The 12,979-nt window shown below is 70.0% G+C and carries 15 protein-coding genes and 3 tRNA genes; 10 read left to right on the top strand and 8 right to left on the bottom strand.

Annotated features, from left to right (window positions below; all coding sequences use genetic code 11):
• The first annotated feature begins 78 nt into the window (after positions 1–78).
• Positions 79–894 (top strand): glutamate ABC transporter substrate-binding protein, encoded by an 816-nt coding sequence (locus tag BMW88_RS02725; protein ID WP_089949440.1) that lies wholly within the window; start codon positions 79–81, stop codon positions 892–894.
• Here the strand turns inward: BMW88_RS02725 and BMW88_RS02730 are convergent.
• Complete coding sequence (locus BMW88_RS02730; protein ID WP_177220920.1) at positions 891–2,036, bottom strand: L,D-transpeptidase; 1,146 nt, start codon at positions 2,034–2,036, stop codon at positions 891–893. The two genes, BMW88_RS02725 and BMW88_RS02730, sit on opposite strands and share 4 nt — an antisense overlap.
• Positions 2,037–2,360: 324 nt before the next feature.
• On the opposite strand from BMW88_RS02730, the gene BMW88_RS02735 reads away from it, so the two are divergent.
• A complete protein-coding gene (locus BMW88_RS02735) occupies positions 2,361–2,564 on the top strand; it encodes a cold-shock protein (protein WP_030473173.1) in 204 nt (67 codons plus the stop codon).
• A gap of 83 nt (positions 2,565–2,647) precedes the next feature.
• Here BMW88_RS02735 and BMW88_RS02740 read toward each other — a convergent pair whose 3' ends face one another.
• The 4 genes from BMW88_RS02740 to BMW88_RS02755 form a co-directional block, all read right to left on the bottom strand.
• Complete coding sequence (locus BMW88_RS02740; RefSeq protein ID WP_089949442.1) at positions 2,648–2,947, bottom strand: hypothetical protein; 300 nt, start codon at positions 2,945–2,947, stop codon at positions 2,648–2,650.
• Positions 2,948–3,578: 631 nt separating this feature from the next.
• A complete protein-coding gene (locus BMW88_RS02745) occupies positions 3,579–5,756 on the bottom strand; it encodes a heavy metal translocating P-type ATPase (protein WP_089948770.1) in 2,178 nt (725 codons plus the stop codon).
• Positions 5,756–5,962, bottom strand: a complete 207-nt coding sequence (locus BMW88_RS02750; protein ID WP_089948772.1) for a heavy-metal-associated domain-containing protein — start codon at positions 5,960–5,962, stop codon at positions 5,756–5,758. Before BMW88_RS02750 ends, BMW88_RS02745 begins: the two co-directional genes overlap by 1 nt.
• A gap of 54 nt (positions 5,963–6,016) precedes the next feature.
• On the bottom strand, positions 6,017–6,271 hold the full coding sequence (locus BMW88_RS02755) for a hypothetical protein (protein ID WP_089948773.1): 255 nt from the start codon (positions 6,269–6,271) through the stop codon (positions 6,017–6,019).
• A 154-nt stretch (positions 6,272–6,425) separates the two neighbouring features.
• On the opposite strand from BMW88_RS02755, the gene BMW88_RS02760 reads away from it, so the two are divergent.
• The 5 genes from BMW88_RS02760 (at position 6,426) to BMW88_RS02780 (ending at position 7,849) form a co-directional block, all read left to right on the top strand.
• Positions 6,426–6,671 (top strand): hypothetical protein, encoded by a 246-nt coding sequence (locus tag BMW88_RS02760; protein ID WP_089948775.1) that lies wholly within the window; start codon positions 6,426–6,428, stop codon positions 6,669–6,671.
• Between the two features lie 127 nt (positions 6,672–6,798).
• Entirely contained in the window at positions 6,799–7,437 is a 639-nt protein-coding gene (locus BMW88_RS02765) for a ScbR family autoregulator-binding transcription factor (protein WP_089948776.1), read from the top strand.
• 130 nt (positions 7,438–7,567) lie between these two features.
• Positions 7,568–7,640 (top strand) — tRNA-Glu (locus BMW88_RS02770).
• Between the two features lie 46 nt (positions 7,641–7,686).
• Positions 7,687–7,760, top strand: a tRNA-Asp gene (locus BMW88_RS02775).
• A gap of 15 nt (positions 7,761–7,775) precedes the next feature.
• Positions 7,776–7,849 (top strand) — tRNA-Phe (locus BMW88_RS02780).
• Positions 7,850–7,897: 48 nt separating this feature from the next.
• On the opposite strand, the gene BMW88_RS02785 is transcribed toward BMW88_RS02780, so the two are convergent.
• Positions 7,898–8,608, bottom strand: coding sequence for a protein phosphatase 2C domain-containing protein (locus BMW88_RS02785; RefSeq protein WP_089948778.1), 711 nt, complete (start codon positions 8,606–8,608; stop codon positions 7,898–7,900).
• A 61-nt stretch (positions 8,609–8,669) separates the two neighbouring features.
• Here BMW88_RS02785 and BMW88_RS02790 point away from each other — a divergent pair, with 61 nt between their 5' ends.
• Positions 8,670–8,879 carry a helix-turn-helix domain-containing protein gene (locus tag BMW88_RS02790; RefSeq protein ID WP_030473166.1) on the top strand — a complete coding sequence of 70 codons (210 nt, stop codon included), beginning with the start codon at positions 8,670–8,672 and terminating at the stop codon, positions 8,877–8,879.
• On the top strand, positions 8,876–9,403 hold the full coding sequence (locus BMW88_RS02795) for a Clp protease N-terminal domain-containing protein (RefSeq protein WP_245777524.1): 528 nt from the start codon (positions 8,876–8,878) through the stop codon (positions 9,401–9,403). Before BMW88_RS02790 ends, BMW88_RS02795 begins: the two co-directional genes overlap by 4 nt.
• On the opposite strand, the gene yczE is transcribed toward BMW88_RS02795, so the two are convergent.
• Positions 9,354–10,007, bottom strand: coding sequence for a membrane protein YczE (gene yczE, locus BMW88_RS41620; RefSeq protein ID WP_177220921.1), 654 nt, complete (start codon positions 10,005–10,007; stop codon positions 9,354–9,356). The genes BMW88_RS02795 and yczE overlap by 50 nt on opposite strands.
• Positions 10,008–10,067: 60 nt before the next feature.
• Here yczE and yczR point away from each other — a divergent pair, with 60 nt between their 5' ends.
• Positions 10,068–11,504: a MocR-like transcription factor YczR gene (gene yczR / locus BMW88_RS02805; RefSeq protein ID WP_089948781.1), complete on the top strand. Its 1,437-nt coding sequence runs from the start codon at positions 10,068–10,070 to the stop codon at positions 11,502–11,504.
• Between the two features lie 295 nt (positions 11,505–11,799).
• Here yczR and BMW88_RS02810 read toward each other — a convergent pair whose 3' ends face one another.
• The gene (locus BMW88_RS02810; protein ID WP_089948782.1) at positions 11,800–12,612 is read right to left on the bottom strand and encodes a hypothetical protein; all 813 of its coding nucleotides are present in this window, start codon (positions 12,610–12,612) and stop codon (positions 11,800–11,802) included.
• Positions 12,613–12,979: the final 367 nt, after the last annotated feature.

A 12,979-nucleotide genomic window follows, 5' to 3' on the forward strand; every position in this document is an offset into this window, starting at 1 on the left:
CGCACATCACAGTTGATTATGGCCGCAGGTCCGTAGCATTGCGCACGAATCCACACCACCCCCGGAAGGTCTGTCGTGATCCGTCGTGCCGCGCTCCTGACCGCCGTAGCGGTGTTCGCCACCGCCTGCGGGAGCGGTGACACCAGTTCAGTCATCGGACGTGCTGACTCCGGAAAGCTGACCATCGGTATCCGCTACGACCAGCCGGGGCTGAGCCAGCGGCGGCTCGACGGCCGTTTCGTCGGCTTCGACGTCGACGTCGCCAAGTACGTGGCGAACGAGCTCGGCGTGGAGGAGAAGGGCATCACCTTCAAGGAGGCGCGCGGCGCGGTCCGCGAGCAGATGCTCGAGAACGGTGAGGCCGACCTGATCGTCGCCACCTACTCGATCACCGACGCCCGCAAGGAGAAGGTCGCCTTCGCCGGCCCGTACTTCGAGACGGGCCAGGGCCTCCTGGTCCGCTACACCGAGCAGACCATCCAGGGCCCCGAGACGCTGAACGGCCGCAAGCTGTGCTCCGTCAAGGGTTCCACCTCCGCGCAGAAGGTGAAGACGGACTACGCCCAGGGCGTGCAGATCGTCGAGTACGGCCAGTACTCCGACTGCGTAATCGCCCTGATGGCGGGCAACGTCGACGCCGTCACCACCGACGAGGTCATCCTGGCCGGGTTCGCCGCCGAGAACCCCGAGCTGCTCAAGCTCGTCGGCAAGCCGTTCTCCAAGGAGCGCTACGGGATCGGCATGCCGAAGGGGGACGCGAAGTCCCGCGACGCCGTGAACGAGGCCATCGAGAAGATGATTTCGAGCGGTGAGTGGAAGCGGGCGCTGGAACGCAACATCGGCCCGTCGGGCTACGAGATCCCAGCGCCGCCGCAGATCACGGAGAAGAGCTAGGGCGTCACGGCCGACTTCGAGGTCCAGGTGGCCCAGTCGATCGCCCAGTCGTGGTAGTCGCCGTCCGCCGGGCCGAGCCGCACCGACGAGTTCAGCACCTCGACCGGGTCACCGATCATCGTGAGGTCGTAGAACGTCTTGGCGTTGGCCGGTGACAGGTTCGCGCAGCCGTGCGAGACGTTCTCCCTGCCCTGCGAGGCCATCGAGTTCGCGTACTCGTGCACGAACTCGCCGTTGTCGGAAATCAGCACGGCCCACGTGACCGGGACGTCCTTGTAGCCGAACGCCGCGTTGGTCATGGTGCGGCTGGCTTCCTTCTGCATCACCACGTGCGTGCCGGAGCGGGTGACCCGGCGGGGGTCGCTGTCGAGCCCGTAGGACGCCGGGAAGTCGTGCAACTGCACGCCGTCGCGGTAGACGACGAACCGGTGCGACTGCGTGTCCGCCTTCACGACCAGCGCCCTGTCGGCGATCTTGAACCGCACGTGCAGGTCACCGGCACCGTAGGCGCCGCCTCCGAACGGCACGCCGTAGACGTCCACGTCGACGGACACCTCGGTGTTCGGCTTGAAGTACTCGCGCGGCCGCCAGTGCGCCTCGGTGTCCGAAAGCCACGCCCACGCGCCCTCGGTCGGCACGGAGGTCTTCACCGTCATGGCCTTCTGCACGGACGCCTTGTCCTGCACCGGCGCGCTGAACGTCACCTTGATCGGCATCGCGATGCCGTACGTCTGGTTGTCCCCGACGTTCATCCTCGCGGACGTGAGCCGCTGCGGCTTGAGCGTGCGGAACGATCCGTTGACCGGGACCTCCGCGCCGTCCTCGCCCCTGGCCGACCCGGACCACCTGTAGACCTTGTCGTAGCCCAGGTCCTCGGTGGCGACCCACCTGTCGCCGCTCAGCTCCCCCTTGACGACCTTGCCGTCCGCGCCCGTGAGCGCGACGGCGGTCAGCGACCCCCCGGTCATCCCCACCTGGAACGGCCCGGACGGGCTGACGCCCTCCCCCGAAGCCGGCGTCACGGTGAGCGATGCCTTCGCCTTCTCCTGCGACACCGGCGCGGCCGGCCCCGACGGCGCGTCGGGAGCGGCGCCGCAAGCGGTCGACACCAGCAGCAAAGCCAAAATCAGTGGCCGGAACACACGCTCTCCCCAAGATCCCCTCGTCCAACGCTGAAGAAGACGCACGAGGTTGCGATGCGTTGCTCGCCGGTTCGCGATCACCCAGCCGGACCAGCGGGTTTCCTCCTATTGAGGCACTCAACCGGCCAGTAATGAGCTGTAGTGCTATGACGCATCACACGTTAGGCTGACCCGCGCAGGCCGTGGTTTCTGTGTTCGTGCTCCACACGCTCGCGGAACGACACGCGGGCGTGCTGTGCGCTCTCACCGAGCGAGCTGAACGCCCCCGGGACGGCCGGGGTTGCACGGTGCAGCCCCAAGCTTTCCTGCGATGGAGGCAGGTACATGGCACAGGGCACTGTCAAGTGGTTCAACTCCGAGAAGGGCTTCGGCTTCATCGCCCAGGACAACGGCGGCGCAGACGTCTTCGTCCACTACTCGGAGATCCAGGGTCAGGGCTTCCGCACCCTGGAGGAGAACCAGCGCGTGGAGTTCGAGGTCGGCCAGGGCACCAAGGGCCCGCAGGCTCAGAACGTCCGCGCGATCTGATCTGATTCGCCGCAATCACGTCGTACGACAGAAGGACCCCCTGCCGGGCACGGCAGGGGGTCCTTCTTCGTCGGGAGACCGGTCTAGTGGCCGCGCTGCCGCGCTTCCCACTCCAGTCGCTGCATGACCCACTCCGTCGCGAGCGCCTGCGGGGAGGTCTGGCGCTCCGCGGCGAGCTCCTTGAGCTGTTCGTTGGCCATCAGCTGCAGCCGAAGCTGGTACACCTGCGCGCTGCCGAAGCCGGAGGCGGTGGTCTCGTTGTCCGAGTCCGGGGCCAGGGCAGCCAGGTAAGAGGTCAGCTCCTCGTCGGGCAACGTCTCCTGCGGTTCGCCCGCGGGGCGGTGACGGCCGGACTTGGAGCGTCCGAGGGATCCGATAGGCACCGGCACACGATAACGGCTCGGTCACGGAAGCCAAACCCCTGTGACCCGGCTCACCTGAACGTGTCCGGGCTCACGTGCTCTACCTGCACAAACGCAACCCGCGAGCATCGCGCCTGGCAGGAGGCCGCGAGCGCCGCCCCGAGAGGAGGGGTGCGGACGCTGTCTCGACCGGCGAAGGGCGTGAGCGCCGCTCCGAGGTGAGGCGGGCGCGAGCGCTGCTGACCGACGGGGTGTGAACGCTGGCCTGATGGGAGAAGGTGCGGAGCCTTGCCGACAGGCGGGGCGACTTGCCTTGATCAGCGGACCTTGCGAGCCCGGCCCAACGGACAGAAAGACGCCGACGCAACTCCGATGGCAGAACACCGAGCGCCACACACAACGGCTGCAACCTACGGGGTCCGGGGGCTTGCCCCCGGCTGGGGTCTGGGGGCTCGGCCCCCGGAGAACACCCGCGGCGTCAGTCGGCGAGGCGCCAGCCGAGCAGACTGACGCAGAGCTGCGGAGGCCCCCGCGCCAGGGGGAGGAACGCGGGGGCCGGAGGGGATCTCCACAGGCGCTGACCGGGGGTGTGTCAGCTGTTTGGATTGTTGCACGCGCACAGGCTCGTTGGGGAGTACTCGTAGGGAGATTCTTAAGCCGCTGATGGGCGGAATCCCCGTAGTCGCAAGCTGTTGCTGACAACGAACACGCTGCTGAAGGCCATCGCGGCGCCCGCGATCATCGGGTTCAGCAGCCCGAGCGCCGCGAGCGGGAGTCCAGCGACGTTGTAGGCGAACGCCCAGAAGAGGTTGCCCTTGATCGTGCGCAAAGTCCTGCGCGACAACCGGATGGCGTCGGCTGCCGCGCGCAGGTCGCCGCGCACGAGGGTCAGGTCGCTCGCCTCGATGGCCACGTCGGTGCCGGTTCCCATGGCCAGCCCCAGATCCGCGGCGGCGAGGGCCGGCGCGTCGTTCACGCCGTCGCCGACCATGGCCACGACTCGGCCCTGTGCCTGGAGTTCGCGGACGGCTTCGACCTTCTGCGCGGGCAGGACGCCGGCGATGACCTGGTCGATGCCCACCTCGGCGGCGACGGCGGCGGCCACTGTCGCGTTGTCGCCGGTCAGCAGCACCGGGTGCAGGCCGAGCTCCTTCAGTTCGCGGATCGCTTGCGCGGACGTGGGTTTCACGACGTCCGACACGGCGATGAGGCCGACAACCTTGTCATCAAAGGAAACCGCGACCACTGTGCGAGCCGCGTGGACGGTCAGGGCGTCAGCCAGTTCGCCTGGCAGGGATGCCGGGTCCACCCGGCCGACGGCGACGCGCCGGTCCTCCACCACGCCGCTGACACCGATGCCACCGGTGGAGGCGAAGTCCGAGACGGGCGGGAGGTCGGGCACCTCGCGGGTGATCGCCGCGGCGATCGGGTGTTCGGACGCGTTCTCGACGGCTGCCGCGCACCGCAGCACCTCCTCCCGCGGCACGCCGTCCGCGGGAACCACGTCGACCAGCGTCAACCGGCCGGTGGTGACCGTGCCGGTCTTGTCCAGGACCACGGTGTCGACCCGCCGCGTCGACTCCAGCACCTCCGGGCCCTTCACCAGGATCCCGAGCTGGGCGCCGCGCCCGGTGCCGACGAGCAACGCCGTGGGCGTGGCCAGGCCCAGCGCGCAGGGACACGCGATCACGAGCACGGCCACCGCCGCCGTCACCGCGAACCCGAGCGGCCGGCCCGCCAGCAGCCACCCGCCGAACGACGCCAGCGCGATCAGCACGACGACCGGGACGAACACCGCCGACACCCGGTCGGCCAGCCGCTGCACCTCGGCCTTGCCCGTCTGGGCCTGCTCGACCAGCCGCGCCATCCGCGCGAGCTGCGTGCCGGCGCCGACGGACGTGGCCCGCACGACCAGCCGGCCGCCCGCGTTGACCGTCCCGCCGACCACGGGGTCGCCGGGGCCGACCTCGACCGGCACGGACTCGCCGGTGACCAGCGAGCGGTCGACGGCGGAGCTGCCCTCGGCCACTAGGCCGTCCGTGGCGACGCGCTCACCCGGACGGACCACGAAGCGTTCGCCGACCTGGAGCTGACCGATCGGCACGCGGGTCTCCGCGCCGTCGCGCAGCACCGCCACGTCCTTGGCGCCGAGCGCGAGCAGCGACCGCAGGGCGGCACCCGCGCTGCGCTTGGACCGGGCCTCCAGCCAGCGGCCGAGCAGCAGGAACGCGGTCACGCCGACCGCGACCTCCAGGTAGATGTCCGCGGAGGTGGTGGGGCGCGGCAACAGGCTGAACTCGTGCCGCATGCCGATCGTCCCGGCTTCGCCGAACACCAGCGCGGAGAGCGACCACAGGTACGACACCGTGACGCCCATCGACACGAGGGTGTCCATGGTGCCGGCGCCGTGCCGTGCGTTCACGAAGGCCGCGCGGTGGAACGGCCAGCCGCACACCCACACGACCACGCTCGCCAGCGCCAGCGCCACCCACTGCCAGACGGGGAACTGCCACGCGGGCACCATCGACACCGCGATCACCGGCAGGCCGAGCGCCGCGGCCAGCGCGAACCGCAGCCCCGGCTCGCCGGAGCCGGCCGGGCCGGCGGTGACCTCCGGCCGGGGCTCCCCGGCGTCGTAGCCGGCCTCCCGCACGGTCGACACCAGGTCCTGGACCCGCACACCGGCGGGGAACTGGACGCTGGCCTTCTCGGTCGCGTAGTTCACGGTGGCGGAGACGCCGTCGAGCTTGTTCAGCTTGCGTTCGACGCGCCGGGCGCAGGCGGCGCACGTCATGCCGCTGATGCTCAGCTCGACGACGGTCGTGGTCATCACGCGACCTGGTAACCGGCCTCGGTGACGGCGGCGACGACCTCGGCGCGGTCGAGCTCGCGGTCGCTGGTCACGGTCACCGCGCCGGTCTCCAGGACGACGTCGACGCCCGTGACGCCGGCGACCTCGCCCAGTTCCTCCTTGACGGAGCTGACGCAGTGGCCGCAGGTCATGCCGGTGACGGTGTAGGTGGCAGAGACGGACATCGGAGTGCCTTTCCGTTCGGGGAGCTCCGATGATACCCCCTAGGGGTAAGCCGTCTACTCAGGACTGTCGGGTTTTGGCTGGTCCAGGTTCTGGATGTCCTTCTCGATCCGGTTGACCAGGTCGTCCAGGCCCTCGAGCATCTTGTCGAGCTCGGCCATCCGGGAGCCGAACGCGGACTCGATGTCGGCGTCGATGGAGTCGATGTCGATGCCGCTGATCGCCTTGAAGATCTCCTGCTGGTCGACCGGCGGTGGAGACGCGTTTTGGCCCTCTGCTCCGGGGGAAGGTTCCGGCGTGGGATCAGTCATGGGCTCATCATCCCCTGGCGAGTTCTCCACGAGGCGTGGGCCGCACCTGTACGGAAAGTAACGCTGGGTGTCGGTGGAATCACTCTGCGGGGGGCTGCGGCCGTTGTCCCAGGTCGCTTAGCCTCGCGCCAACCTCAAGTCGGGGAGGGTGCTCATGAGTGGGTCACTGGAAGTGCGGAAGTTCCTGTTCACGCAGGACGACGGCATGTCGCGGCAGGGCGGGCCGAGCGTGCCGGCCCAGCGCAGCGGAGAACCTTCGCGGATCTCCGACGAGCAGGTCCACCGGGCGCGGCTCGCCGTCGCGCGCAGCGCCCTGGGCGCCGAGGACTGCCGGATGCTGCTCGACATGCTGGGCCTGTCACCGGGCGAGGACGGCGGGACGCCTCCAGTGCAGCGGTGAGGGTCGTGCGAACGCGGAAGCGGCCCTGACTCGAGGCGCGCACCCCCCGGTGGCGCGTCTGCAGGACAGGGCCGCATCCTGAAACATACCCACCGGTCTCTTTCGCGGCAACGGCTAACCTGCACCCATGCCCCAGCAGGACCGGGCGTACGCGACCCGTGAGGCGATACTCCACGCCGCGGCGGAGGAGTTCGACCAGCACGGTTACGAGCGAACGTCGCTAACAGCAGTGCTCGCGCGCGCCGGGCTCACCAAGGGCGCCTTCTACTTCCACTTCCCCTCCAAGGACGCGGTCGCCGGTGCGCTCGTTGAACGCCAGAACGAGCTGTGGGCCGAGCTGCGGGAGTCGTGGCGGGCGCGCGGGGCGGATCCGCTGAGCGCGCTCCACGGCATGTTCGCCGAGTCCGCGGACCGGATGGCCGCCGACGTCGTGCTGCGCGCCGGCGTGCGGCTGAACGCCGAACGCGAGGTCGGCTATCCCGGCGTCCCCAACACCCACGTCATGTGGGAGAAGCTGATCGCCACCTACGTCGCCGAGGCGGGTGAACGCGGGGACCTGCTGCCGGGGGTCGACCCGGAGGCCGTGGCGCGCACGTTGTGCAGCGCCGCTCTCGGCGCCCGGTTGATCTCGTCGGCGACGACGGCGTGCGCGGACTTCCCGAAGCGGATCCGCGAGGTGCTCGCGCACGTGCTGCCCTGCGTGGCGTCTTCCCGGTGGAAGTTGTCTGGATCACAAAAGACGCCTGAAGGGCCTGATGGGCCGTGAACAGGCGTTTGTTGATTTGGCCGACCTGCCGCTGAAGACCTTTTGGGCAGGTCACGGCCTAAGTAGGACCCCCGTTTTGGAGGTGCGTGGACCTATGCCATATGCTTACGATGCTTCCAGAGACCAGCTAGTCCCCATCATCTAGCGGCCTAGGATCCCGCCCTTTCAAGGCGGTCGCGCGGGTTCGAATCCCGTTGGGGGCACGCAGTAAAGTAGAGTAAGATCTACTGGTAAGATCAGCAAGAGCAAGGCCCAGTGGCGCAGTTGGTTAGCGCGTCGCCCTGTCACGGCGAAGGTCGCGGGTTCGAGTCCCGTCTGGGTCGCTTCATCTAGTTCATGGCCAGGTAGCTCAGTTGGTACGAGCGACCGCCTGAAAAGCGGTAGGTCGGCGGTTCGACCCCGCCCCTGGCCATCCCTCTTCGGAAGAAGCCCCCGCAGAACGCTGCGGGGGCTTCTTTCGTCATGCACCGGACGTCGTGATCCGGGCGATCGCCTGGTCGTCGTGGATTTTGAAGCGGGGCCACCGCCGGCGCTCCGAATCGCCGCGTTCGGCTTCGCGGATTCGGTCGAGCACTTCCCCGAGGGGCATTCGCGCCAGGTCCTCCCACTCGAAGAGCCCGTACTCGGTCACTCCACAGGAGACACCGTCGGTGAGAGCGATCACGGTCGTGATCTCCGAACGCGACCAGCTCGCGGTCCTCGCCCGCAGCCCGGCCTCCGGTTCGGCCTCCGCGACCCACCAGCCGTCCGGTTCGTTCTTCCACGCCAGGATGTCCGGCTCGGACCTCAGGTCCGCGAGCCGGGTGTCCTCGAGGACGTGGGTGGACTGTCCAAAAGCGACCACCGGCGTGTCGCAGAGCACGAGCGCGTCGATGGTCTCGTCGGTCCAGCGCACGATCGACGCCGTCGAGGACGGGGAGTCGCCAGGGACGAGGCCGTGCGCCTCGACGAGGTTCGCGATGGCCTGCGCGAGGACGTCGGTCAACGGGTCGGTGTCGTTGATCAGCTCGGCGAGCTCGTCGGCGAGTTCCGTGGCGTACCAACCGCCGTTGCGGTCCGGTGGCCTGCGCGAGGTGACGCCGTCGAGAACGATGACGGCGTTGCCCGTGACCCGGATCCGGTCCTCCGACGTGCGTCCCGGCGCCGCCTGCTCGGCAGTCTCGATCTTCACGGCCCCACCGTACGTGTCAACTTCGGTTGACGAACCGCGATCGTCAACGTACGTTGACAGCATGACTGAAGCGACGGATCTCGCCACAGCGGCAGGGGACCGCGACCCGAAGGTGGGGTTGCGGGCCGTCAGCGCGTTGCGGCGACTGCTGGAACACCTGGAGGCCGCCCAGGTCCGCAGTGCGCGGGCGCAGGGCTGGTCGTGGCAGGACATCGCGGCGGAGCTCGGGGTGTCCCGCCAGGCGGTCCACAAGAAGCACGGGGGTCGATGATGATCGCGGAACGGTTCACGAAGGAAGCCCGCGAGGCCGTCAAGGCCGCGGTGCAGGAGGCGGAACGGGTGCACGCGCCCGAGGTCGGCGTGGAGCACCTGCTGCTCGCGTTGCTCGACGCGCCGGTGCTGGCCGGCTTCGACCTGCCGCGCGGCGAGCTCGAGACGGCGTTCCGGGACTACCGGCGCAAGGGCGGTCTGACCAAGGCGGACGCGGAAGCGTTGCGGGGCTTGGGGATCGACGTCGACCAGGTGATCGAGTCGGCCGAGCAGTCGCTCGGGCCCGGCGTGCTGCGACCGGGCCCGCGCCGGCGGTGGTTCGGGATGCCGCTGGAGCCCGCGATGAAGAAGACGCTCGAGAACTCGCTGCGCGAGTCGCGCGACCTCGGCCACAACTACCTGGGGGTCGAGCACATCCTGCTCGCCCTGTTGCAGGGCGGGGGAATCGTGGCCGAGGTGCTGGGCGAGCGCGACGTCACGTACGGGGAGATTCGCAAGCGGGCCGCGAGCGCTCGCGCCAGGTGAGCGCGGGCAGGAAGAGCTGCGACAGCGGGCCGATGCACACCGCGTAGAGGACCGTGCCGATGCCGACCGTGCCGCCGAGCAGCCAGCCGGTGCCGAGCACGAGCAGCTCGATTGCAGTGCGGGTGAGGCGCAGGGAGATGCCCGTGCGGCGGCAGAAGCCGGTCACCATGCCGTCGCGCGGGCCCGGCCCGAGCCGTGAGCCGACGTACGCGGCGAACGCCACGGCGTTCAGCACGATGCCCAGCACGAGCAGTCCGACGCGGGGCAGGAGTCCATGCGCCTCGGGCAGGACCGCCAGCGTCACGTCGACGCTGACGGCGATGACCACCACGTTGCCGACGGTGCCGACGCCGGGCTTCTGCTTCAGCGGGATCCAGAGCAGCAGCACCGCGACGCCGGTGATCGCGGTGATCAGGCCGAAGCTCAGGCCGCTGCGCTCCGCGAGGCCCTCGTGCAGCACGTCCCACGGGTTCAGCCCGAGGGTTCCGCGGATCTGCATCGCCATGCTGGCGCCGTAGAGCCACAGGCCCGCGAGGAGCTGCGGGAGGCGCCGGGCCGGAGCGATCCTGACGGAGACCTGGTCGAGTGCGGTCATGGAGGCCATGTGGCCATACTGCGCTGTGATTGGCTTGGATATCCATAGCCAATCCGCGATGATTGCCCCATGCTCCCACCAGGTGGACGTATATCAGGCGCCCGACTGGCTCGTCTTCTCGGGTCGTGGCAACGCGGTGGTGCCCGGCAGTGCTCGACCGACCTCGCCGCGGCGGTCAAGCTGCTGGTCGCGGACGGCCGGTTGCCGGTCGGGACGCGGTTGCCGTCCGAGCGGGAGCTCACCGAGGCGCTGCCGGTGAGCCGCACCACGGTCACCACGGCGCTGGACCAGCTGCGCGCCGAGGGGGTGGTGGAGTCGCGGCGCGGGGCCGGGTCGTGGATCAACGGTCCCGTCGGCGCCGGTGGGGGGATCACCGGCGGCGACGACACGTTGATCGACCTGTCCCGCGCCGCGCCTCCCGCGCTGCCGTCCGTGCGGCTCGCGATGGACACCGCGATGGCCGCGATGCCGGAGCACCTCGCGTCGCACGGGTACGACGAGCGGGGCCTGCCGCTGCTGCGGCAGCGGATCGCGGACCGGTTCGCGGCGCGCGGGCTGCCGACGTCTCCCGACCAGATCGTGGTGACCTCCGGTGCCCAGCACGCGTGGGCGCTGGTGCTGCGGCTCTTCGCCGGGCCGGGTGACCGGGTGCTGGTGGAGCAGCCGAGCTACCCGAACGCGCTGGAGGCGGTGCGGGCGTCGTTCGCGATCCCCGTGCCGGTGCCGATGCTGACCGACGGGTGGGACGTCGACGGGTACGAGGCCGCGGTGCGCCAAGCGGGCCCCCGGCTGGCCTACCTGATCCCGGACTTCCAGAACCCGACCGGGCTGCGGATGCCGTCCGAGGCGCGGGAGGCGCTCTCGGCCGTGCTGCGCAAGACGCGCACCCCGCTGGTCGTCGACGAGACCCTGGTGGAGCTGGCGCTGGACGAGCGGGAGGCGCCGTTGCCGATGGCCGCGTTCGGCGGGGACTCCGTGGTGACGCTCGGCTCCGCCAGCAAGTCGCACTGGGGTGGACTGCGCGTCGGGTGGATCCGGGCTTCACGGGACGTCGTGCACCGGCTGCTGTCCACGCGGGCGGCGACCGACCTGGGCACGCCCGTGTTCGAGCAGCTCGTACTGGCGGCGTTGCTGGAGTCGCCGGAGGCCGTTCTCCGGCCACGGCGCGCGGAGGCGCGCATCCGGCGCGACGTGGCGGTCGAGGCGCTGCGCCAGCACTGTCCACAGTGGAGCTTCGAGGTGCCGGCCGGCGGACTGGCGGTGTGGTGCGCGCTCGACGGGCCGGTGAGCACCCGGATCGCGGTGGTGGCGCAGAACCACGGCCTGCGGCTCGTGCCGGGCTCCCGGTTCGCCGTGCACGGCGGGTGCGAGCAGATGCTCCGGGTGCCGTACACGCAGCCGCCCGAGGTGCTGCGGGAGGCGATCGGCCGTTTGGGTGTCGTTGCTGCATCCGTTGCCGGAACAGGGTTTCCGGCTGACGCGGACTTGGCGGCGCCGGTCGCGTGAGACACGTCGGCCCGGTCTCCCGCAGCGGTGGAGACCGGGCCGACGAACTTGCCACCGAGAGGCCTGCGGCGGGGAACGTCCCAGGGATTGACGTCCCCCGTCCGCAGGTTTCCCGTGCGGTCCGAGGCTGCGGGGGCAGCGCGGCACTCGGACCAGACCCGACCTGCCAGGGCGCGGTTGGCAGGTCAGGAAGACTGGGTTCCTTGCGTACAACGGGAAATGCGGGGAGGAGTTATGCGCGCGACGGAACGAGACGGTCACAAATCGCGCAGAGGACAGACTTGTCCTGTTTGACTCAGTCGGGTGACGTGCTCGGGAGGCCGGGGAGGCTGCCGGGGCAACGACCGTCGCGACGCTCCTCGACCGACCACGACGTGGGCGGGAAGAGCGAGTCGTGCGACGTCAGGGAGGCGTGCACGCCGCGCGTGCCGCCGGAGTTGTCGGTGTGGCCGGTCGACGTGGTGGCTGCCGCGACCACGGGTGCCTGCTGCGGTGCGGGCAGCGGCGCGGCCGGTCCAGGAACGGTCCAGCTGAAGTCGCTCACCGGTGCGGGCTCGGTCTTCGCGGGCGCGGGCGCCGGCGGACCGGGGAGCAGCGGCAGGGCTTTCTCGACCACGACCACGGGTGGCGCGGGCGGGGGTGGCGGCGGAGGGGGCGGCAGGGCCACGGCGAGCTGCGCGGCCTTCTTGGCCGCGCGGACCTGCGCCTTCGCCTGCAGCACCTCGGGCGGCGCCTGGTTCGACACGGTGCCGAACCGGGTGTTGCCCTGCTTGCCGCTGGTGAAGTCGAGGGTGGGTTCTTCGTCCTCGTGGTCTTCGTGGTCCTCGGGCTCTTCCGGCGCGAGCACCACGGGAGGAGCCGGCGGCACGATCTTGACCGGCTGGTTCCGCTCGGCCATCGCCGCGGTGAACGACTCGACCCAGGCGGCGGGGTCCTCGACCAGGGCGGAGGACCCGGCCGGGACGGCGTCCACGGCGATCTCGACGGCCGGAGGCGGTTCCTCGACGTCGGCGGACGCGGTCGTCCCGCCCAGCAGCCAGGCGGCGGCGGTCAGCCCACCCAGCGCAGCGGCCCGCAGCAGCAGTGCGCCGGCTCCACCACTTGCCACAGGATCACCACCGTCCACCGTTCGGTCACCGCCAACGCACAGCGTCGTCGGAGGTCGACGTTGAGCTATGTCTAGCACTGGTGAGTGATTTTGCGAACCACCTGCGGTCAAACCACTCGGAAGGGCGTCACCGTGCGGCTGTCCGTGTCGCCCTGATCAGGCGCGGAACACCCTCTGTGTCGTCATCGGATCGAGTGATAACGCGCCCTGGTCCCGTGTGGACCGCGTCGCGGCGCGGGATCGTGTCCGATGTGGACGCGCCCCAGCAGGTCAACAGCCTCTCTGAGCTGGTCGATCGCGCCTGCCGCGCGCTCGGCCCGGTACACGTGCACGACGAGTCGGGACCAAACGAGGTATTGGTCCGTTC

This window comes from Lentzea xinjiangensis, assembly GCF_900110955.1.
GTDB lineage: Bacteria > Actinomycetota > Actinomycetes > Mycobacteriales > Pseudonocardiaceae > Lentzea > Lentzea xinjiangensis.